This is a genomic window from Pantoea sp. RCC30.1, from assembly GCF_058148845.1.
In genome coordinates, this window is sequence record NZ_JBXUHX010000009.1 from 114,543 (window position 1) to 136,135 (window position 21,593).

A 21,593-nucleotide genomic window follows, 5' to 3' on the forward strand; every position below is an offset into this window, starting at 1 on the left:
GGGTGCAATAGTGCAAAAATACTCATTTAAAAACAGATACCCAGCGGTCTGTCTGGCATCTTGTCCTGAATTTGGTGATTTTACTTTGACAATCGCCTGCGCTTTTGCGAAAACATTATCAGAAGCGAATAACATTTATCGGAACAAAACAGGTTTTCCTCGCTTGTTTTGCACTTAACGCCGAATAAAAGCAGCCTGATATGGATAATGACGCATGATGTGGACAGACAACATGCGTCATATCGATAGGTGTCAGAACACAGGCTCTGTTAGCTCACTTCAGAAATGCCCCGAACAATGAGCGTTTTCAGGGCGTGGCAGGTAAAGGGAAGGAATTAAGAGAGACAATAATAATGGTAGACAATAAGAAACGCCCCGGGAAAGACCTCGACAGAATTGACAGGAACATTCTGAATGAACTTCAGAAAGATGGTCGCATTTCAAACGTAGAGCTTTCTAAACGCGTAGGCTTATCGCCTACGCCATGTCTTGAGCGCGTGCGTCGTCTCGAACGTCAGGGATTTATTCTTGGCTACACCGCGCAGTTGAACCCGCACTATCTGGATGCGTCGCTGCTGGTGTTCGTTGAGATTACTCTGAATCGTGGTGCACCGGATGTGTTTGAGCAATTTAACGCCGCTGTGCAAAAACTTGAGGAAACTCAAGAGTGTCACCTCGTTTCCGGCGATTTCGACTACCTGCTGAAAACGCGCGTACCTGATATGTCTGCCTACCGTAAGCTGCTGGGTGAAACCCTGTTGCGCCTGCCGGGCGTAAACGACACGCGAACTTATGTGGTGATGGAAGAGGTCAAACAGAGCAATCGACTTGTGATCAAAACTCGCTGATGCGGGGCAGGTGCAAAACCTGTGAGATTTCGGTACACTCCTGTGAATTCATACAGGATCAGCGTCGGGCTTGCCCGACGCTGTTGCTTCTTACTTTACAGGCACCTGGAGAGTCCTCTTGAGCCAGGAATATACAGAAGATAAAGATGTTTCGTTACAATCGCTGAGCAGTGGACGTCGTCTGCTGGAAGCGTTGCTTATTCTGGTGGCGCTGTTTGCCATCTACCTGATGGTTTCACTGGTCAGTTTTAACCCTTCCGATCCAAGCTGGTCGCAAACTGCCTGGCATGAACCTATCCATAATATCGGCGGCAGCGTCGGTGCCTGGCTGGCTGACACCTTACTCTTCATCTTTGGTGTGATGGCGTACGCCATTCCTCCCGTCATCCTGGGTCTGTGCTGGATTGCTTTCCGTCAGCGCGACAGCCAGGACTACTTTGACTACTTTGCCGTCGGGCTGCGCTTAATTGGCGTTCTTGCGCTGGTGGTGACAACCTGTGGTATGGCGGCGCTGAACGCCGATGATATTTGGTACTTCGCCTCGGGCGGCGTGATTGGCAGCCTGGTGAGTAATGCGATTGCCCCGTGGTTCAGTCCGGCTGGCGGCACGCTGATGCTGCTTTGCGTCTGGGCGGCGGGCATTACCCTTTACACCGGCTGGTCATGGCTCACCATCGCAGAAAGAATTGGTGGCGTTGTGATGGGCGTGCTGACGTTTGCCAGCAACCGCTCACGTCACGATGAACCCTGGCAGGAAGAGGATGACGAGCAGGACGCGCATGAATACGCGGATGTGCCTGAACTGCATGCCGCCGATCAGGATGATGATGTGCTGCTTTCTGCTCCACGTGCAGCCGCCGAGCCTGCGGCCTCACAGCCGGATCCTCTGCTGGCTAAAGCGGCAGCAGCAACCAGCGCGGCGGTAGCGGCGACGACGGAAGCCGCTGAGGTGACCCTCGCACCGGCCGCTCCGGTAACGCCTGCGCCTGCCGCTGTTGCAGCACCTTCTGCTGCGGCATTTACGGCATCTGCTCCTGCCACTATGCCTGCATCCCCGACGACACAACCTGCGCCTGCGGCCGTACAGAGCGCGCCTGTATCCTATGGTGCAGCGACTGCTCCGACTCCGGCGCAGAGTGCTTCTGCACCTGCGACCTCACCACCGCTTTATCATTTTGAAATGCCGGACGAAGCCCCGGCTACGCCGTCGTTCAGTGCTTACGACGATGACGAACCTAAAATGGGGAACTGGCGCGACACACCAGCGATCCCTGCGGCTCCTGCAGCTGCGGCCGCCGTCGCTGCCACTGCGACTCAGGCAACCACGCGTGCTGCCCCTGTTTTCGATTTAGCCCCTGAAACCAATCTCAACCCGCAGGTTAAACAGGGTATCGGACCGGCGCTACCGCGTCCTAATCCGGTAAAACTGCCAACCCGTCGTGAGCTGGCCTCTTATGGCATTAAATTGCCTTCTCAGCGCATGGCTGAAGAGAAAGCCAGAACGGAAGAGAGCGAAACGGCCCCGGTTGGATCGATTTCTACTGCACCTGATGCTGAAGAGGCGCTGCAGCAGGCTGAACTGCGTCAGGCCTTCCAGTCTGAACAGCAGCAGCGCTATGGAACCAACTGGCAGCAGGATGAGGAAGATGAGCAGGATGCCCAGCAGCAGGATGCACTGGCACGTCAGTTCGCCGAGCAGCAGCAACAGCGCTATGAACCTGAAGTGAAAAAAGAGCCGGTATTTAATATTGATACCGCCTCAGCGTTTGATTTTTCACCGATGAAAGATCTGGTGGATGACGGTCCATCAGAACCGCTGTTTACCATTGCCGCGACGCCGGAACCGGAAGCCCCTGCAGTGTCACACGAACCCTGGCAGCAGGTGAGTGAGGTCTCAAGACCTCAGGCACCGGCTCAGGTTCCAGCTCCTGCCAGTTTTGCTCCGGCAGCGCCTGCCTACAGTGCGTCTTCAGCACCAGCTGAACCGGGTTATGCTGCGCCTGCTTATGGCTCGCCAGCTACAGCTCCGGTTCAGCCGGTTGAAGAAACGAAACCTTCACTGCACGATAGCCTGATTCATCCGTTCCTGATGCGCCATGAGCAGCCGATGGAGAAACCGTCCACGCCACTGCCTTCGCTGGATCTGCTGACCGCTCCACCTGTAGAGGAAGAGCCGGTTGATATGTTCTCGCTGGAGCAGACTGCCCGACTGGTGGAGTCGCGCTTAGGCGATTATCGCGTCAAAGCTGAAGTGGTTGGCATCTCACCTGGTCCGGTTATCACCCGTTTCGAACTTGACCTGGCTCCGGGTGTGAAAGCAGCGCGCATTTCCAACCTGTCGCGCGATTTAGCGCGTTCACTGTCGACCGTCGCGGTTCGCGTGGTAGAAGTGATTCCAGGCAAGCCTTACGTGGGTCTGGAACTGCCAAACAAACATCGCCAGACCGTCTATCTGCGTGAAGTGCTGGACTGCCCTAAATTCCGCGACAATCCATCACCGCTGGCTGTGGTGCTGGGTAAAGACATTGCCGGTCAGCCGGTTGTGGCCGATCTGGCGAAAATGCCACACTTACTGGTTGCCGGTACCACCGGTTCTGGTAAATCCGTGGGCGTGAACGCCATGATTATCAGCATGCTCTATAAGGCGACGCCTGAAGAAGTTCGCTTCATCATGATCGACCCGAAAATGCTGGAGCTGTCGGTCTATGAAGGCATTCCACACCTGCTGACCGAAGTCGTCACAGACATGAAAGATGCCGCCAATGCGCTGCGCTGGAGCGTCGGTGAAATGGAACGTCGCTATAAGCTGATGTCGGCGCTGGGCGTGCGTAATCTGGCGGGTTACAACGAGAAAGTGGAGCAGGCCGAAGCGATGGGTCGTCCGATTCCTGATCCGTTCTGGAAGCCGGGCGACAGCATGGATATGACGCCGCCGGTTCTGGAAAAACTGCCTTATATCGTGGTAATGGTCGATGAGTTTGCTGACCTGATCATGGCAGTGGGTAAAAAGGTTGAAGAGCTGATTGCGCGCCTGGCACAGAAAGCCCGTGCCGCGGGTATTCATCTGGTGCTGGCAACACAGCGTCCATCAGTGGATGTGATTACTGGCCTGATCAAAGCGAACATCCCGACACGTATCGCCTTTACTGTTTCGAGCAAGATTGACTCACGTACCATTCTCGATCAGGGCGGCGCGGAGTCACTTCTGGGTATGGGTGACATGCTCTACATGCCACCAAACTCCTCGCTGCCGATTCGTGTTCACGGTGCCTTTGTTCGTGATCAGGAAGTCCATGCCGTGGTTCAGGACTGGAAAGCGCGTGGTCGTCCGCAATATATCGACAACATTACTGCGGGCGAAGAGAGCGAAAGTGCCGGTGGCATCGACAGTGATGAAGAGCTCGATCCGCTGTTCGATCAGGCAGTCGGCTTTGTGGTTGATAAACGTCGTGCGTCGATTTCAGGCGTTCAGCGTCAGTTCCGCATCGGTTATAACCGTGCGGCACGTATCATTGAGCAGATGGAAGCGCAGGGCATCGTCTCTGCACCAGGCCACAATGGTAACCGTGAAGTGCTGTCGCCGCCGCCACACGATATGTAGCGTTTAAATGTTTTGAAACACGACTCAATGAGCCAGTTCCGACTGGCTCATTGTTTTTTATACGGTTAAGCCCCATATCTGAATCAGCTTTCGGTTTTTTCCTCTGTTCTGATGGTGGAATGGCGACCAGGCTTAATGCAGTTATCGATGGGATCGTTTAAATAAGGAATTGAAGCAGATGAAATTACGCGTAATCGCTCTGGGCCTGTTGGCCACCTTTTCTTCAGCCAGCGTATTGGCTGATGCTTCCAGTGATCTGCAACAGCGCCTGAACAAGGTCAGCAGCTTCCACGCCAGCTTCACACAAAAAGTGACCGACAGCAGCGGCGCAAATGTGCAGGACGGCGAAGGCGAATTGTGGGTAAAACGTCCCAGCCTGTTTAACTGGCACATGACCGCCCCGGACGAAAGTATCATCATCTCTGACGGTAAATCGCTGTGGTTCTATAACCCGTTTGTTGAGCAGGCGACTGTAAGCCTGTTGCAGAATGCGACCAGCAACACGCCGTTTATGCTGATTGCCCGCAATCAGTCAAATGACTGGAAGCAGTACAACATCAAACAGCAGGGTGACAATTTCGAACTGACACCGAAAAACAGCGACGGCAACCTGAAGCAGTTCACCATTCAGGTGACGTCCAGCGGAACCATTAACCGCTTCAGCGCGATTGAGCAGGATGGTCAGCGCAGTGATTACCAGCTGAAAAGCCAGCAGAATGGCGCTATCAGCCCGGATAAATTCACGTTCACACCGCCAAAAGGCGTGACGGTGGACGACCAACGTCAGTGAGGTCACGGTGAGTAACCTGTCCCTGGATTTTTCCACCGAGAATTTCAAACCTCTGGCCGCGCGTATGCGGCCAGAAACATTGAAACAGTACATTGGTCAGCAGCATTTGCTGGGCGCGGGCAAACCTCTGCCACGCGCGATTGAAGCAGGACACCTGCATTCAATGATCCTGTGGGGACCGCCCGGGACCGGCAAAACTACGCTGGCTGAGATTATCGCGCATTACGGCAATGCCGATGTGGAGCGTATATCGGCAGTGACCTCCGGCGTCAAAGAGATCCGTGAGGCGATTGAGCGCGCCCGACAGAATAAAAACGCTGGGCGGCGGACGATCCTGTTTGTGGATGAGGTCCATCGGTTCAACAAGAGCCAGCAGGATGCTTTTCTGCCCCATATTGAAGATGGCACCATTACCTTTATTGGTGCGACCACCGAAAATCCCTCTTTTGAACTTAACTCCGCATTGCTGTCACGCGCCCGCGTTTACCTGTTGAAATCACTCACGCTCGAAGATATTGAGCAGGTACTGGATCAGGCGATGCAGGATAAAGCGCGAGGTTATGGCGACAGTGACATCGTGCTGCCGGATAACACCCGCAGGATGATTGCTGAACTGGTTAATGGTGATGCACGCCGGGCACTGAATACGCTGGAAATGATGGCGGATATGGCCGAAATCACCGCCTCGGGTCAGCGTGAACTGACGCCGCAGTTACTTAACGAAGTGTCAGGTGAGCGATCCGCCCGTTTTGATAATAAAGGCGATCGTTTTTACGATCTGATTTCAGCTCTGCACAAATCGGTACGTGGCTCCGCGCCCGATGCGGCGCTCTACTGGTATGCACGCATCATTACGGCGGGCGGCGATCCGCTCTATGTGGCACGCCGGTTGCTGGCTATCGCCTCGGAAGATGTCGGCAATGCGGATCCGCGCGGTATGCAGGTGGCGCTTGCGGCCTGGGATTGCTTCACACGCGTCGGCCCGGCAGAAGGGGAGCGCGCGATTGCCCAGGCCATTGTTTATCTGGCCTGTGCGCCTAAAAGTAACGCGGTCTACAACGCGTTTAAAGCCGCTATGCGAGATGCACGCGACCATCCCGATTACGATGTGCCGGAACATCTGCGCAATGCCCCGACTAAGCTGATGAAAGAGATGGGGCTGGGCAAAGAGTACCGTTATGCTCATGACGAAACCAACGCCTATGCCGCCGGTGAAGTCTATTTTCCAAAGGAACTGGCCAGCACGCGCTATTACACGCCAACCCAGCGCGGGCTTGAGGGTAAGATTGGTGAAAAGCTAAGCTGGCTGGCTGAGCAGGATCAAAATAGCCCGACAAAACGCTACCGCTGAAACAGACCTTACGGTAATGTGGGCAATGTTTTCAACGCATTCCGCAGGAATGCGTCCCTTCTTTCAACCAACTTTTTATACACAGGATAAGCATGCTCGATCCCAATCTGCTGCGTAACGAGCCAGACGCAGTCGCAGAAAAACTGGCACGCCGGGGATACAAACTGGATGTGGAAACGCTGCGTTCGCTTGAAGAGCGTCGCAAAGTATTGCAGGTAGAAACAGAAAATCTGCAGGCAGAGCGTAATTCCCGATCCAAATCCATCGGTCAGGCCAAAGCACGTGGGGAAGACATCGAGCCGCTGCGTCAGGAAGTGAACGCGCTGGGCGAACGCCTGGATGCCGCAAAAGCAGAACTGGATGAACTGCAGAATCAAATCCGTGACTTCGCGCTGGCACTGCCAAACATTCCGGCAGACGAAGTGCCGCTGGGCAAAGATGACAGCGAAAATCAGGAAGTGAGCCGCTGGGGCACTCCACGCGAGTTCAGTTTCCAGGTTAAAGATCACGTTGAGCTGGGTGAAGCGGCGAAAGGCCTGGATTTTGCGGCTGCCGTGAAACTGACCGGTTCGCGCTTTGTGGTCATGCAGGGGCAAATTGCACGCCTGCACCGTGCACTGAGTCAGTTTATGATTGATCTGCACACGGAGCAGCATGGCTACCTTGAAACCTACGTGCCTTACCTGGTTAACCACGAAACGCTTTACGGTACCGGACAGTTGCCTAAGTTTGGCGAAGACCTGTTCCACACCCGTCCGCTGGAAGAAGAGTCAGACAGCAGTAACTATGCACTGATTCCTACCGCGGAAGTACCGCTGACTAACCTGGTGCGTGACGAGATCCTCGAAGAGGATACCCTGCCGGTTAAACTCACCGCACATACACCGTGCTTCCGTTCTGAAGCGGGTTCCTATGGTCGTGACACACGCGGCCTGATCCGTATGCACCAGTTCGACAAAGTTGAGATGGTGCAGATCGTTACCCCGGAACAGTCAATGGATGCGCTGGAAGAGCTGACAGGTCACGCTGAAAAAGTTCTGCAGCTGCTGAACCTGCCATACCGCAAGGTTTTACTCTGTACCGGCGATATGGGCTTCGGATCGACTAAAACCTACGATCTGGAAGTCTGGTTACCGGCGCAGAATACCTATCGCGAGATCTCATCCTGTTCCAACATGGGTGATTTCCAGGCGCGTCGTATGCAGGCGCGTTGCCGTAACAAACAGGATAAGAAGCCGCGTCTGGTTCATACCCTGAATGGCTCAGGTCTGGCCGTCGGCCGTACCCTGGTGGCGGTGCTGGAAAACTATCAGCAGGAAGATGGGCGTATCGCCGTGCCGGAAGTTTTACGTCCATATATGAATGGCGTGGAAATTATTGGCTAAGCGATTCTGAATCTTTGAACCCGGCCAGGGCCGGGTTTTTTTATGCCTTGCATCTGCAAAAAGGTATGGATTACATCCGAATTTAATCACAAATAAACGTTATCGATAATAGTTGTGCTGGAATGCTTAAAAACCTATTTTTTCATAGAGATAGCATTTAGCAGCCTGCTGCTTCACACGATTGTAACCCACTGAAGATTAGTAAATTAAATTGTCCGACAGCAAAATGTGCTGCTGTCAAATTACGCCCATTGACTTTAAAAAAGCCAGTGGCAAACTGCGCGCAATTTCCTTCATTTTGCTCTGGTTTCTATCCCCTATGTCAACCTGGTCACGCCCCGTGATACTGCTGCTTTGCGGCCTGATGTTAATGACTGTCGCAATTGCGGTGCTGAATACGCTTGTTCCACTGTGGCTGACACATGACTTACTGACAACCTGGCAGGTGGGCATCGTAAGCTCCTCCTATTACACCGGTAACCTCGCAGGTACGCTGCTGGCTGGCTGGTTAATTCGGCAGTACGGCTTCAATCGCAGCTATTACCTGGCTACCATGATGTTTGCCGTTGCGACCCTGTGCCTGGCGATGATGTCGGGTTTCTGGGCATGGAGTTCAATGCGTTTCATCGCCGGTGTCGGCTGTGCGCTAATGTGGGTGGTGGTTGAGAGCGCACTCCTGTGCAGCGGAACGGTACGTAATCGGGGACAGTTGCTGGCGGCCTACATGGTTGTCTATTACATCGGCACCGTGACCGGCCAGTTACTTGTCAGCAAACTCTCTACGGAATTACTCAGCGTGATTCCGTGGGTGACGTCGCTGGTCTTCTGCGCCGTGCTGCCGCTGGTCTTCACCCGCGTATCCAGCAACGGTGAAGCGACAGAAGCGGCTCCGGCCCGCATCTGGCCAATGCTGCGTCGGCGTAGCTCACGTCTGGGTATCAATGGCTGCATCATCTCTGGCATCCTTCTGGGCTCGCTTTATGGCCTGATGCCGCTTTACCTGTCACATCAGGGAATGAGTGATGCCAATGTCGGTTACTGGATGGCGTTGCTGGTCAGCGCAGGCATTGTGGGCCAATGGCCCGTCGGCCGTCTGGCCGATCGTTTCGGTCGCATGCTGGTGCTGCGGGTCCAGGTCTTTGTGGTTATCCTGGGTGCGATGGCTATGTTAACCAATGCCGCGATGGCTCCGGCGCTGTTTGTGCTGGGGCTGGCGGGCTTCACACTCTATCCGGTGGCTATGTCCTGGGCTTGTGAAACGGTTGCACATCATGAACTGGTTGCGATGAATCAGGCGCTGCTGATGAGTTATACCCTGGGCAGTCTGGCTGGACCGGCAATGACCTCTGTTCTGATGCAGAATTATTCTGACCAGCTGTTGTTCGTGATGATCGCGGCTGTGGCGCTGGTTTATCTGGTTATGCTGCTGCGCAAAGCGAATCATCAGGCTACGCCAGTGGCACATGCCTGATCGCGCTGAACAGCAAAAAGGGAGCGTTAAGCTCCCTTTTTTGTGGCCGATTCTCTAGTACATCACTTCGTGGCCGTAGCTGGCGAGAATGTTTTTCACGCGCTCCATCGTCTCTTTACTCGGCGGTTTCACCCCATCCAGCTTGTACTCTTCACCCATCGCAATCCATTTATGCTTACCCAGCTCGTGATAGGGCAGCAATTCAATCTTCTCAACGTTCTCCATGTCACGCGTGAATTCGCCCAGGCGATGCGCGGTGTCATCGTCGTCGGAATAGCCCGGTACGACAACGAAACGGATCCAGGTTCTCTTGCCTTTTTTCTGCAGATAACGGGCAAAGTCCAGGGTACGGTGATTAGAGACCCCCACCAGAATCTGATGCACATCGTCATTCATCTGTTTCAGGTCGAGCATCACTAAGTCAGTAACGTCGAGCAGTTCATCGATCACCGGATCATAGCGGCGTACGAAGCCGTTGGTGTCGAGACAGGTATGAATGCCTTCCGCTTTGCAGGCGCGGAACCAGTCGCGCACAAACTCAGCCTGAAGAATGGCTTCACCGCCTGAGGCAGTGACACCGCCGCCAGAGGCATTCATAAAATGGCGATAGGAAAGCACATCCGCCATCAGCGCTTCGACGGTGATCTCTTTGCCACCATGGGTATCCCAGGTGTCGCGGTTGTGACAGTAGAGGCAGCGCATCAGGCAGCCCTGGAAGAAGGTGATGAAACGGATGCCGGGACCATCGACGGTGCCGCAGGATTCAAATGAGTGGATACGACCGTTAACTGACATTGCGATGTTTTCTCCAGTGAGTCTGCCGGGACAGACGGCGCAATCTCTGTTGCGCTCAGGGCAGGAAATCGATTCTGGTGGGAACCTTGATGGAGATGACCACCAGAACAGACTTTTGAGAAAAAGGCTCCGCGAGGAGCCTTTTCATATTGGGTTTAGCCGTGATTACAGTGACTGTGTGAAGGTACGGGTAATCACATCCTGCTGTTGCTCTTTAGTCAGTGAGTTAAAGCGCACAGCATAACCGGAAACACGAATGGTCAGCTGCGGATACTTCTCTGGATGCTCCATCGCGTCCAGCAGCATTTCACGGTTCATGACGTTGACGTTAAGGTGCTGGCCGCCTTCGATGCTGGCCTCATGATGGAAGTAACCATCCATCAGACCGGCAAGGTTGGTTTTACGCACGTTATCATCTTTACCCAGCGCGTTTGGCACGATTGAGAAGGTATAGGAGATACCATCTTTCGCATAGGCAAACGGCAGTTTCGCGACGGAAGTCAGGGAGGCAACAGCACCTTTCTGGTCACGACCATGCATTGGGTTAGCACCTGGTCCAAACGGTGCACCAGCGCGACGTCCATCCGGTGTGTTACCGGTTTTCTTACCATACACCACGTTTGAGGTGATGGTCAGAACAGACTGGGTCGGCACGGCATTACGATAGGTGGTCAGCTGCTGAATTTTCTTCATGAAGCGTTCAACCAGATCGCAGGCCAGGTCATCAACGCGGGAGTCATTGTTACCGAACTGTGGGTATTCGCCTTCGATGTCGAAGTCGATCGCCAGACCATCTTCATCACGTATTGGTTTCACTTTGGCGTATTTAATCGCAGACAGTGAATCCGCAGCAACGGAGAGACCGGCGATACCACACGCCATGGTGCGATAGACATCACGGTCATGCAGGGCCATCAGTGCTGCTTCGTAGCTGTACTTATCATGCATGTAGTGGATGATGTTCAGCGAAGTCACATACTGTTTTGCCAGCCAGTCCATGAAGTGATCCATACGCTCCATGACGGTGTCGAAGTCCAGCACGGCGTCACTGATTTTGTCGCCTTTCGGTCCAACCTGCATTTTCAGTTTTTCATCCACGCCGCCGTTGATTGCGTAGAGCAGGGTTTTCGCCAGGTTAGCACGTGCGCCAAAGAACTGCATTTGTTTGCCGACAATCATCGGGCTGACGCAGCAGGCGATGGCGTAGTCATCATTGTCGAAATCAGGACGCATCAGGTCATCGTTCTCATACTGCAGAGATGAGGTATCGATTGAGACTTTAGCGGCATATTTTTTGAAATTAATCGGCAGTTTTTCTGACCACAGAATGGTCATGTTCGGCTCAGGTGAAGGACCCATGGTGTAGAGGGTATTCAGGAAGCGGAAGGTACTTTTTGAAACCAGCGTACGGCCATCAACGCCCATACCTGCCAGTGATTCCGTTGCCCAGATTGGGTCACCTGAGAACAGCTCATCATATTCAGGGGTACGCAGGAAGCGAACCATACGCAGTTTCATGACCAGATGGTCAATCAGTTCCTGTGCCTGTTCTTCAGTCAGTTTACCGGCTTTAAGGTCACGCTCGATATAAACATCCAGGAAGGTTGAGACGCGGCCAAAGGACATGGCAGCACCGTTTTGTGATTTAACCGCAGCCAGGTAGCCATAGTAAGTCCACTGCACGGCTTCAACGGCATTGGTTGCCGGGCCCGAAATGTCGTGGCCATATTTTGCGGCCATCTCTTTGATCTGCGCCAGCGCACGATGCTGATCTGAGATCTCTTCACGCAGACGAATAGTCGCTTCCAGATTCACGCCATTCTCTAAATCGTTCTGCAAAGACGCGAACTGAGAGAATTTATCCGCCATCAGGAAATCGATGCCGTAAAGAGCCACGCGACGATAGTCACCGATGATGCGGCCACGGCCATAGGCATCTGGCAAACCGGTCAGGATACCTGATTTACGGCAGCGCATGATGTCCGGGGTGTAAACGTCGAACACACCCTGGTTATGCGTTTTACGGTATTCAGTGAAGATTTTTTTCAGTGAAGGATCGAGTTCACGGCCATAAACTTTGCATGAACCTTCAACCATTTTGATGCCGCCAAAAGGAATCAGCGCGCGTTTTAATGGGGCTTCAGTCTGCAGGCCAACAATTTTTTCCAGTGGCTTGATGATGTAACCCGCATCGTGCGAGGTAATGGTTGAGGCGAGATCGGTGTCGAAGTCAACTGGCGCGTGGGTGCGGTTTTCAATTTTGATGCCTTCCAGCACGCTTTCCCACAGTTTAGTGGTCGCTTCAGTTGCGCCTGCCAGGAAGGACTCATCACCTTCATAAGGGGTGTAGTTTTTCTGAATGAAGTCGCGCACATTGACGCTATTCTGCCATTCGCCTTCAGCAAATCCTTCCCATGCTGAAGCCAGTTTTGCATTAAGTTCGGTCATAATATACCTGCCTTATATGAAGAGACTTTACGGTCAGGCACAGTCAACGTCCTGTGCCGTCAAAAATGTGTTTAATGAACCTGGTCACCTTTACGGAGATAGATGACCCAGTAGGTCAACCCAACCAGAATGCCGCCGCCAATGATGTTGCCGATGGTCACAGGAATCAGATTATCGAGAATAAAGTTACTGACGGTAAGCGAGTGAAACTGTGCAGCCGTGGTACCTGCAGCCTGCCAGAATTCAGGTGCCGCGAAGTCGCGGATGACAATGGCATAAGGAATCAGGAACATATTGGCGATGCTGTGCTCGAAACCGCTGGCGACGAACATCCCAACAGGAAGAATCATCACCACCAGCTTATCGGTCAGGGTACGGCCGGAGTAACTCATCCAGACGGCGAGGCAGACCAGCAAATTCGCCAGGGTACCCAGACAAACCGCTTCGATGAATGTGTGATGCATCTTGTGATCGGCGGTTTCCAGGACATTCAATCCCCAGGCACCATTCGCGACCATATGCTGTCCGGCAAACCACATCAGGGCAACGAAGAAGAGTGCACCTGCAAGGTTACCGGCGTAGACGTTAATCCAGTTGCGTGCCAGCTGTCCCCAGCTGATGCGACCACTGGCTTTGGCAACGACGATTAACACAGTAGAAGTAAAGAGGTCAGCGCCACACACCACGACCAGCATTAAGCCGAGTGAGAAACAGACACCGCCAATCAGTTTGGCTATGCCATAGGGCATGGCACCGCTACCGGTGGTCGCTGTAATATAAAAAACGAATGCTATGGAGATAAATACGCCAGCGTTTATCGCCAGAAAAAAGGTGGTGAAGGGATGTTTGGTAGCTTTATAGATACCGGCGTCTTCGGCGACTTTCGCCATTGCGGCTGGTAATAAAAGATTAAAAGGGTTGTCAGTTTTCACACTAACTTACTCCAGAAGTTGTCTGAAAAAATACTAACAAAGGAGTATAGGTCAGTAATTGATGTGGATCATGTTTGCCGAAGCGGTAGCAAGCCGTTCACAAAAAAACAAGAGGATTTTAATTTAACTTATTGAATTATATCCATTAAATAAATTTTAAAAATAAAAAATTATTTTAACGTTAAGGGCTAAGCCACAATTCCGGCCTGGGACTTGTTATTTATTAATGGCTTAAATGTTAATAAAAATGATGTGATGTAATTTGAAGGGAATTAAATGCAGCTAATGTTTCATGGAAAAAGTGGAGAATAATGGCACCCAATAAATGCAGTGCCATTTTTAACCCTCTCTTTCTGGTCTGACGCGTTATGACTTACGCATTTTTCCAGTAGAGACGCTTAGCCGTTTGCAGTTTTTCGTAAGCTGCAAGCAGGGACTGATGTGCCGGGAATGCCTGCAGCTCATCATCAATAGCCTGAAGACCATTGAATGGATGTTCGCCACTGATGGCGGCTGAGGCCGCTTCCATCGCGCTCTCACCGTACATACGCAGGAAAGCGTGGTGATACTGCAGCGGATCGCGCTCATCTTCCATTGCCAGTAACAGCAGAGTCTGCAGGCAACGATAGTAGTTAGCCCGCTCTGGCGTGAAGATTGAGCTATTGAACTCCATGGTCCACTCCGTCCAGATCAATGCCTGATCCAGATCGCCACCTGCCAGCGCCAGCATCGCTTTTAATTCGCCAACACGTAGTGTGTACCAGCCGTTGTCTTTACCGGTTGCCAGACCCAGCAGCTCACGAACGCGGGTGAAGTCATCAAAACCTTCATCATCAAGCTGTCCAATCAGATCCAGATACTCTTCAGGATTCCAGTTGCTGTCAGGCAGGGCCAGCAGGGTTTCACGCATGCCAGCGCCCATGCTGTTATTCGCCAGGAAGAGATCTTCCGCCGGATAGATATCAGACATGCCAGGTACGATGATGCGGCAGGCATAGACACCCAGATGCTCGTAGTCAGCAATATAAACTTCCTGATCTTCCGAGGCGAAGATCGCCATCAGCGTGGCAAACTCCTGCTCGGTGCTGCCTGCGAATGACCAGTCGACAAAGGGATAATCCGCTGTCTCTTTGAACAAATCCCAGGAGATCAGGCCGCTTGAATCGATGAAGTGCGTTTCAAGGTTGGCATGCTCAGCCACTTCTTCGTCATCAAAAGTCGGTGGGGTAAAGACATCCAGATCTTTAAGGCTGCGGCCCTGCAGCAACTCGGTGACGGTACGCTCCAGTGCCACACCGAAATCAGGATGCGCACCAAATGAAGCAAAACAGGTTCCGTTGGTCGGGTTAAACAGCACCACACAGATAACCGGATATTTGCCACCCAGCGAGGCGTCGTAAGCGAAAATCGGGAAACCTTCCGCTTCAAGGCGGGCAATCGCCTCGATTACTTCAGGATAACGCTGCATCACCTCATCAGGAATCGCAGGAAGGCTGATTGCTTCCGCAATGATGCGGTTCTTAATGTAGCGCTCAAACACTTCGGACAGTCCCTGAACACGCGCTTCATTCGCGGTGTTACCTGCGGACATGCCATTTGAGACATAGAGGTTGCCGATAATGTTCATCGGGATATAAACAGTTTGCTGATCGGACTGGCGGGTAAATGGCAGAGCGCAGATACCACGCTCAGCATTGCCAGACTGCAGATCAATCAGTCCGGAAGCCGTCAGAGCATTGTCAGGATCGTAAAACGCGTTCAGGCGCGCATCCAGAATGCCTTCAGGTAAGGAATCATCCTCAGGTAACGCAAACCATTTTTCATTCGGATAGTGAACAAAGTCGCCGTTTGCGATCTTTTTTCCCAACCAGAAGTCAGCAAAGAAGTAGTTAGTTGAGAGACGCTCAAAATACTCGCCCAGTGCAGAGGCCAGTGCCGCTTTTTTACTGGCGCCCTTGCCGTTGGTAAAGCAGAGCGGGCAATCGCGGTCGCGGATATGCACTGACCAGACGTGGGGAACAGGATTCAGCCAGGAAGCTTCTTCAATATTAAAGCCAAGATCCTGCAGCTTGGTCTGGAAACGCGCAATGGAGTCTTCCAGTGCGGCATCTTTGCCCGGGATAAATGTTTGCGTCATAGTGCCGCTCTCTCAGTTGTCATAGGGTGCGTAAAGCGCGCAATGATACGGATTTTGGTAACAGACCGCTATCAGGGCAGGACTTTTTTACCGGCTTAGTTTTTATTACATCGGCTATCAGGCCAAACGCAGATGAATAGTGCTGGATGAGGCCTCACAAAATTCCGTGCTGGTTAGCATTGGTAACATAACCTTCGGCGAGCCGGATTCAGAAAATGTGACCGCGCCCTGATTTATGATTGCAGCTATCAGAATGCAGTGATAAAACCGGATGGTTATTCATAACCGTTCGATATGACAGTGGTGAGGGGAAATGACGCAAGTTTATAATTTTAGCTCTGGCCCGGCGATGCTACCGGTTGAAGTGCTTCGTCGAGCAGAACAGGAACTGACGAACTGGCGCGGTCTGGGAACCTCTGTAATGGAGATCAGTCACCGCAGTAAAGAGTTTATTCAGGTGGCTGAGGAAGCTGAGCAGGACTTCCGTGATCTGCTAAAAATACCGTCTAATTACAAAGTTTTATTCTGTCATGGCGGAGCGCGTGCGCAATTCGCTGCTGTGCCGGGTAATCTGCTGGGTCAGGCGACCAGCGCCGACTATGTCGATGGCGGCTACTGGGCGCATAGCGCAATTAAAGAAGCAGAAAAGTATTGTTCCCCTCGCACGCTGGATGTCAAAACCACACGCGACGGTAAACGTGCCATCCTGCCGATGAGCGAATGGCAGGTGAGTGACGCGTCCGCCTACCTGCATTTCTGCCCGAATGAAACGATTGATGGCATCGCTATTGATGAACAGCCCGACTTCGGCAGTAAAACTGTTGTTGCTGATTTCTCATCCACCATTCTGTCTCGCCCGATCGATGTCAGTCGCTATGGTGTGATTTATGCGGGTGCGCAGAAAAATGTGGGCCCGGCTGGATTAACTCTGGTCGTCGTCCGCGAAGATCTGCTGGGTCAGGCGCATGCGTCCGTGCCTTCTATCCTCGATTACAAAGTGCTCGCCGATAACGATTCGATGTTTAACACTCCGCCGACGTTTGCGTGGTACCTCTCAGGGCTGGTGTTTAAATGGCTGAAAGAGAAGGGCGGTGTGGCTGAGATTGATCGTATCAATCAGGCAAAATCTGATCTGCTTTATGGCGTCATCGATCACAGTGGCTTCTATCGCAATGATGTGGCGACAGAAAACCGCTCACGCATGAATATTCCTTTCCAGCTGACGGATGCGTCACTTGATGCGCTGTTCCTGGAAGAGTCATTTAAGGCGGGATTACATGCGCTCAAAGGACATCGTGTAGTAGGCGGTATGCGCGCCTCTATTTATAATGCGATGCCGCTGGAAGGTGTGAAGGTGCTGACCGATTTCATGCTCGATTTTGAACGCCGTCACGGCTGATTACTAAGATATCAGCATTGATGCTGATGCCAGACCTCGCCACATGGCGAGGTCTCTGTATTTTTTGAGGATTTCGTTTCACATGCAGGACTCCCTGACTCTCCAACCGATTGCACGCGTCGATGGCACCGTAAATCTGCCTGGCTCAAAGAGCGTTTCTAATCGCGCATTGTTGCTGGCTGCGCTAGCTAAAGGCACCACCCGTCTCACTAACCTGCTCGACAGCGATGATGTGAAGTACATGCTGAATGCGCTGACCGCGCTGGGCGTAAGCTACACGCTTTCCAGCGATCGTACCGTGTGTGAAGTAACGGGAAATGCCGGACCTCTGCATACATCTCAACCGCTGTCACTGTTTCTGGGCAATGCTGGCACCGCAATGCGTCCGTTGGCCGCCGCACTTTGTCTTGGTGAGCATGATATCGAACTGACCGGTGAACCCCGCATGAAAGAGCGTCCAATCGGTCATCTGGTTGACGCGCTTCGTCAGGGTGGAGCAACCATCGAGTACCTGGAAAACGAAAATTATCCCCCGCTGCGTTTACGCGGTGGTTTTACCGGCGGTGAAGTCAGTGTGGATGGCAGCGTCTCCAGCCAGTTCCTGACGGCACTGCTGATGACCGCGCCGCTGGCGCAGCAGGATACCTGCATCACTATCAAAGGTGATTTGGTTTCAAAACCTTATATCGATATCACCCTGAATCTGATGCAGTGCTTTGGCGTCGAAGTTGAGAATCAGAACTATCAGCGCTTCCTGATCAAAGGACAGCAACAGTATCAGTCACCGGGCGATTACCTGGTTGAAGGCGATGCCTCTTCCGCCTCATATTTCCTGGCTGCTGCCGCCATAAAAGGTGGAACGGTTCGGGTCACCGGAATCGGACGTCAGAGTGTGCAGGGTGATATTCGTTTTGCTGACGTGCTGGAAAAGATGGGTGCGACGATTGAGTGGGGCGATGATTATATTGCCTGCACGGTCGGAAAACTGCAGGCCATTGATATGGATATGAACCATATACCGGATGCCGCAATGACCATCGCAACCACCGCGCTGTTTGCTGAAGGCACTACCCAGTTACGCAATATTTATAACTGGCGGGTAAAAGAGACCGATCGACTGAGCGCAATGGCTACAGAGCTGCGTAAAGTGGGTGCGGAAGTCGAAGAAGGTCATGACTACATCCGTATTACACCGCCAGCGACGCTGATTCATGCTGACATTGGTACTTACAACGACCACCGCATGGCGATGTGTTTTTCTTTAGTGGCCCTTTCCGATACGCCAGTGACCATTCTTGATCCTGGCTGTACGGCAAAAACCTTCCCGAACTATTTCGTTCAGCTGGCTAAAATCAGCCAGAATGCCTGATATCTCCTTTTCCGGTGCGATTCCGCACCGGACTCCCCTGATTTACTCTGGCTGTAACGGCCCAGAGTTCCTCTGAATTAACTAACATTACTAACCTGGGAAGTGCGAAAGGGTAACCAAGCCGCGCTATGCAGCGTATAATGCTAGTCATTAATGGTGACCGAAAGGTCAGGAAGCACGCAGCAACAGGAGGGAATAATGACAGTAACTGCCCCGGTCATAACTATTGATGGGCCAAGTGGAGCGGGAAAGGGAACCCTGTGCAAAGCGATGGCGGAATCGCTGCAGTGGCATCTGCTGGACTCCGGTGCTATTTATCGCGTGCTGGCGTTAGCCGCATTGCATCATCAGGTGGACATTGAATCTGAAGAGGCTCTGGTGCCGATTGCTGCACACCTCGATGTGCGCTTTGTGTCACAAAACGGTGAATTGCAGGTCATACTTGAAGGTGAAGATGTTACCGGTGAAATTCGCACTCAGGAGGTCAGTAACACCGCTTCACGTGTCGCCGCTTTTCCCCGGGTACGCGAAGCCCTATTGCGCCGCCAGCGCGGTTTCCGCGAGATGCCGGGCCTGATTGCTGATGGTCGTGATATGGGCACTGTGGTTTTTCCGGATGCGCCAGTGAAAATTTTCCTTGATGCCAGCCCGGAGGAGCGTGCTCAGCGCCGTATGCTACAGTTGCAGGACAATGGCTTTAATGTTAACTTTGACCGCCTTTTAGCCGAGATAAAAGAACGCGACGACCGCGATCGTAACCGCGCAATCGCACCTTTAGTAGCCGCTGGCGATGCATTGGTTCTGGACTCTACTGAGATGTCTATCGAACAAGTCATTGAAAAAGCGCTACAATATGCCCGCGAGAAGTTGGGCATTCCGTCTTAACTGAATTTATCACCCTGTACCATGGATTAGGTGCCGGGCATGTGAAACAACCCCATCCGACATGAAGTCAGATGGACGTTAAATTGAAGAATCCTGAAGATTATCAATATGACTGAATCTTTTGCTCAACTATTTGAAGAATCCTTAAAAACAATCGAAACCCGCCCGGGTTCTATCGTTCGTGGCATCGTCGTTTCTATCGACAAAGATGTCGTTCTGGTTGATGCGGGTCTGAAATCTGAATCTGCAATTCCTGCAGAGCAGTTCAAGAACGCAGCCGGCGAACTGGAAATCCAGGTAGGCGACGAAGTTGATGTTGCTCTGGATGCAGTGGAAGACGGCTTCGGTGAAACCCTGCTGTCCCGTGAGAAAGCTAAGCGCCATGAAGCATGGATCACGCTGGAGAAAGCTTACGAAGACGCTGAAACTGTTACCGGTGTTATCAACGGCAAAGTTAAAGGCGGCTTCACAGTTGAGCTGAACGGTATCCGTGCGTTCCTGCCAGGTTCACTGGTAGATGTGCGTCCGGTGCGCGATACGCTGCACCTGGAAGGCAAAGAGCTTGAATTCAAAGTGATCAAGCTGGATCAGAAGCGCAACAACGTCGTGGTTTCACGTCGTGCGGTTATCGAATCCGAAAACAGCGCAGAGCGCGATCAGCTGCTGGAAAACCTGCAGGAAGGCATGGAAGTTAAAGGTATCGTTAAGAACCTCACTGACTACGGTGCATTCGTTGATCTGGGCGGCGTTGATGGCCTGCTGCATATCACTGACATGGCGTGGAAGCGTGTTAAGCATCCTAGCGAAATCGTCAACGTGGGCGACGAAATCACCGTTAAGGTGCTGAAGTTCGACCGCGAGCGTACCCGTGTTTCTCTGGGTCTGAAGCAGCTGGGCGAAGATCCATGGGTTGCTATCGCTAAACGCTATCCGGAAGGCACCCGCCTGACCGGTCGTGTTACCAACCTGACTGATTATGGCTGCTTCGTGGAAATCGAAGAAGGCGTTGAAGGTCTGGTACACGTGTCTGAAATGGACTGGACCAACAAAAACATCCATCCGTCTAAAGTTGTTAACGTAGGCGATGTTGTTGAAGTTATGGTTCTGGACATTGATGAAGAGCGTCGTCGTATCTCCCTGGGTCTGAAGCAGTGTAAATCTAACCCATGGCAGCTGTTCGCTGAGACGCACAACAAAGGCGATCGTGTTGAAGGTAAAATCAAGTCAATCACTGACTTCGGTATCTTCATCGGCCTGGACGGCGGCATCGACGGTCTGGTTCACCTGTCTGATATCTCATGGAACGCGACTGGCGAAGAAGCCGTTCGTGAGTACAAAAAAGGCGACGAAATCGCTGCCGTTGTACTGCAGGTTGATGCAGAGCGCGAGCGTATCTCACTGGGCGTTAAACAGCTGGCAGAAGATCCGTTCAACAACTACATCACTTTGAACAAGAAAGGTGCCATCGTCACCGGTAAAGTGACTGCAGTTGATGCTAAAGGTGCTACAGTTGAATTAGCAGACGGCGTTGAGGGTTACCTGCGCGCTTCTGAAGCTTCACTGGACCGCATTGAAGATGCAACTCTGGTTCTGAACGTTGGCGACGACGTTGAAGCTAAGTTCACTGGCGTTGATCGTAAAAACCGTGTCGTAAGCCTGTCTGTCCGTGCGAAAGACCAGGCTGATGAGAAAGAAGCTATCAATACTGTTAACACCAAACAGGAAGAAGGCAATTTCTCTAGCGCTATGGCTGAAGCGTTCAAAGCGGCTAAAGGCGAGTAATCGACCTGAAGCACCGGGTGGGCAACCACCCGGTTTCGGTAAAAGCTGTCATACATTCCTATAGGGATAAACCGGAGGTTACATGACCAAGTCAGAACTGATCGAAAGACTGGCGGGACAGCATACTCATATACCGGCGAAAGTCGTTGAGGATGCAGTAAAAGAGATGCTGGAGCACATGGCCACTACGCTGGCACAGGGCGAACGCATCGAAATCCGGGGATTCGGCAGCTTTTCTTTGCATTATCGTGCTCCGCGTACTGGACGTAACCCGAAAACGGGTGACAAAGTGGATCTGGAAGGTAAATACGTTCCCCACTTTAAGCCAGGCAAAGAGCTTCGCGATCGCGCAAATATCTACGGCTAAGCCGATACCGAACCAGATAAACGACATCTCCGG

General features: G+C 52.4%; 15 protein-coding genes. 11 read left to right on the plus strand and 4 right to left on the minus strand.

The annotated features are described in order from the left end of the window. The first annotated feature begins 353 nt into the window (after positions 1–353). The 6 genes from lrp to AC2LB6_RS10515 all read left to right on the plus strand — a co-directional run bounded on the left by lrp (position 354) and on the right by AC2LB6_RS10515 (position 9,446). The gene (gene lrp / locus AC2LB6_RS10490) at positions 354–848 is read left to right on the plus strand and encodes a leucine-responsive transcriptional regulator Lrp (protein WP_006118610.1); all 495 of its coding nucleotides are present in this window, start codon (positions 354–356) and stop codon (positions 846–848) included. 118 nt (positions 849–966) lie between these two features. Further along, complete coding sequence (locus AC2LB6_RS10495; protein WP_490093451.1) at positions 967–4,449, plus strand: DNA translocase FtsK 4TM domain-containing protein; 3,483 nt, start codon at positions 967–969, stop codon at positions 4,447–4,449. Between the two features lie 178 nt (positions 4,450–4,627). Continuing rightward, positions 4,628–5,239 (plus strand): outer membrane lipoprotein periplasmic chaperone LolA, encoded by a 612-nt coding sequence (gene lolA / locus AC2LB6_RS10500; RefSeq protein ID WP_003849334.1) that lies wholly within the window; start codon positions 4,628–4,630, stop codon positions 5,237–5,239. A 7-nt stretch (positions 5,240–5,246) separates the two neighbouring features. Continuing rightward, complete coding sequence (locus AC2LB6_RS10505; protein WP_490093452.1) at positions 5,247–6,590, plus strand: replication-associated recombination protein A; 1,344 nt, start codon at positions 5,247–5,249, stop codon at positions 6,588–6,590. Positions 6,591–6,682: 92 nt separating this feature from the next. Next, the gene (gene serS / locus AC2LB6_RS10510) at positions 6,683–7,975 is read left to right on the plus strand and encodes a serine--tRNA ligase (protein WP_490093453.1); all 1,293 of its coding nucleotides are present in this window, start codon (positions 6,683–6,685) and stop codon (positions 7,973–7,975) included. 319 nt (positions 7,976–8,294) lie between these two features. Continuing rightward, positions 8,295–9,446: an MFS transporter gene (locus AC2LB6_RS10515; RefSeq protein WP_490093454.1), complete on the plus strand. Its 1,152-nt coding sequence runs from the start codon at positions 8,295–8,297 to the stop codon at positions 9,444–9,446. A 54-nt stretch (positions 9,447–9,500) separates the two neighbouring features. Here the strand turns inward: AC2LB6_RS10515 and pflA are convergent, their stop codons facing one another. The 4 genes from pflA to ycaO form a co-directional block, all read right to left on the minus strand. Next, positions 9,501–10,241, minus strand: a complete 741-nt coding sequence (gene pflA, locus AC2LB6_RS10520; RefSeq protein ID WP_090962597.1) for a pyruvate formate lyase 1-activating protein — start codon at positions 10,239–10,241, stop codon at positions 9,501–9,503. Positions 10,242–10,406: 165 nt separating this feature from the next. Then, a complete protein-coding gene (pflB, locus tag AC2LB6_RS10525; protein WP_179896225.1) occupies positions 10,407–12,689 on the minus strand; it encodes a formate C-acetyltransferase in 2,283 nt (760 codons plus the stop codon). A gap of 71 nt (positions 12,690–12,760) precedes the next feature. Then, a complete protein-coding gene (gene focA / locus AC2LB6_RS10530; RefSeq protein ID WP_490093455.1) occupies positions 12,761–13,621 on the minus strand; it encodes a formate transporter FocA in 861 nt (286 codons plus the stop codon). Between the two features lie 373 nt (positions 13,622–13,994). Then, positions 13,995–15,758, minus strand: a complete 1,764-nt coding sequence (gene ycaO, locus AC2LB6_RS10535; protein ID WP_490093456.1) for a 30S ribosomal protein S12 methylthiotransferase accessory factor YcaO — start codon at positions 15,756–15,758, stop codon at positions 13,995–13,997. Between the two features lie 313 nt (positions 15,759–16,071). Between ycaO and serC the strand changes: the two genes are divergently transcribed. The 5 genes from serC to ihfB all read left to right on the plus strand — a co-directional run bounded on the left by serC (position 16,072) and on the right by ihfB (position 21,560). After that, positions 16,072–17,157, plus strand: coding sequence for a 3-phosphoserine/phosphohydroxythreonine transaminase (gene serC / locus AC2LB6_RS10540; protein ID WP_490093457.1), 1,086 nt, complete (start codon positions 16,072–16,074; stop codon positions 17,155–17,157). Between the two features lie 82 nt (positions 17,158–17,239). Next, positions 17,240–18,526 (plus strand): 3-phosphoshikimate 1-carboxyvinyltransferase, encoded by a 1,287-nt coding sequence (gene aroA / locus AC2LB6_RS10545; RefSeq protein WP_490093458.1) that lies wholly within the window; start codon positions 17,240–17,242, stop codon positions 18,524–18,526. A gap of 198 nt (positions 18,527–18,724) precedes the next feature. After that, complete coding sequence (gene cmk, locus AC2LB6_RS10550) at positions 18,725–19,411, plus strand: (d)CMP kinase (protein WP_490093459.1); 687 nt, start codon at positions 18,725–18,727, stop codon at positions 19,409–19,411. Between the two features lie 108 nt (positions 19,412–19,519). Beyond that, the gene (rpsA, locus tag AC2LB6_RS10555; protein ID WP_003849352.1) at positions 19,520–21,193 is read left to right on the plus strand and encodes a 30S ribosomal protein S1; all 1,674 of its coding nucleotides are present in this window, start codon (positions 19,520–19,522) and stop codon (positions 21,191–21,193) included. A gap of 82 nt (positions 21,194–21,275) precedes the next feature. After that, positions 21,276–21,560, plus strand: a complete 285-nt coding sequence (gene ihfB / locus AC2LB6_RS10560; RefSeq protein ID WP_003849360.1) for an integration host factor subunit beta — start codon at positions 21,276–21,278, stop codon at positions 21,558–21,560. The last annotated feature ends 33 nt before the right edge of the window (positions 21,561–21,593 follow it).

Bases quoted from the DNA above. Each gene is read 5' to 3' on its own strand.
- lrp (WP_006118610.1), top strand. From the start codon at position 354: ATGGTAGACAATAAGAAACGCCCCGGGAAAGACCTCGACAGAATTGAC.
- lolA (WP_003849334.1), top strand. From the start codon at position 4,628: ATGAAATTACGCGTAATCGCTCTGGGCCTGTTGGCCACCTTTTCTTCA.
- serS (WP_490093453.1), top strand. From the start codon at position 6,683: ATGCTCGATCCCAATCTGCTGCGTAACGAGCCAGACGCAGTCGCAGAA.
- AC2LB6_RS10515 (WP_490093454.1), top strand. From the start codon at position 8,295: ATGTCAACCTGGTCACGCCCCGTGATACTGCTGCTTTGCGGCCTGATG.
- pflA (WP_090962597.1), bottom strand. From the start codon at position 10,241: ATGTCAGTTAACGGTCGTATCCACTCATTTGAATCCTGCGGCACCGTC.
- pflB (WP_179896225.1), bottom strand. From the start codon at position 12,689: ATGACCGAACTTAATGCAAAACTGGCTTCAGCATGGGAAGGATTTGCT.
- ycaO (WP_490093456.1), bottom strand. From the start codon at position 15,758: ATGACGCAAACATTTATCCCGGGCAAAGATGCCGCACTGGAAGACTCC.
- serC (WP_490093457.1), top strand. From the start codon at position 16,072: ATGACGCAAGTTTATAATTTTAGCTCTGGCCCGGCGATGCTACCGGTT.
- aroA (WP_490093458.1), top strand. From the start codon at position 17,240: ATGCAGGACTCCCTGACTCTCCAACCGATTGCACGCGTCGATGGCACC.
- cmk (WP_490093459.1), top strand. From the start codon at position 18,725: ATGACAGTAACTGCCCCGGTCATAACTATTGATGGGCCAAGTGGAGCG.
- rpsA (WP_003849352.1), top strand. From the start codon at position 19,520: ATGACTGAATCTTTTGCTCAACTATTTGAAGAATCCTTAAAAACAATC.
- ihfB (WP_003849360.1), top strand. From the start codon at position 21,276: ATGACCAAGTCAGAACTGATCGAAAGACTGGCGGGACAGCATACTCAT.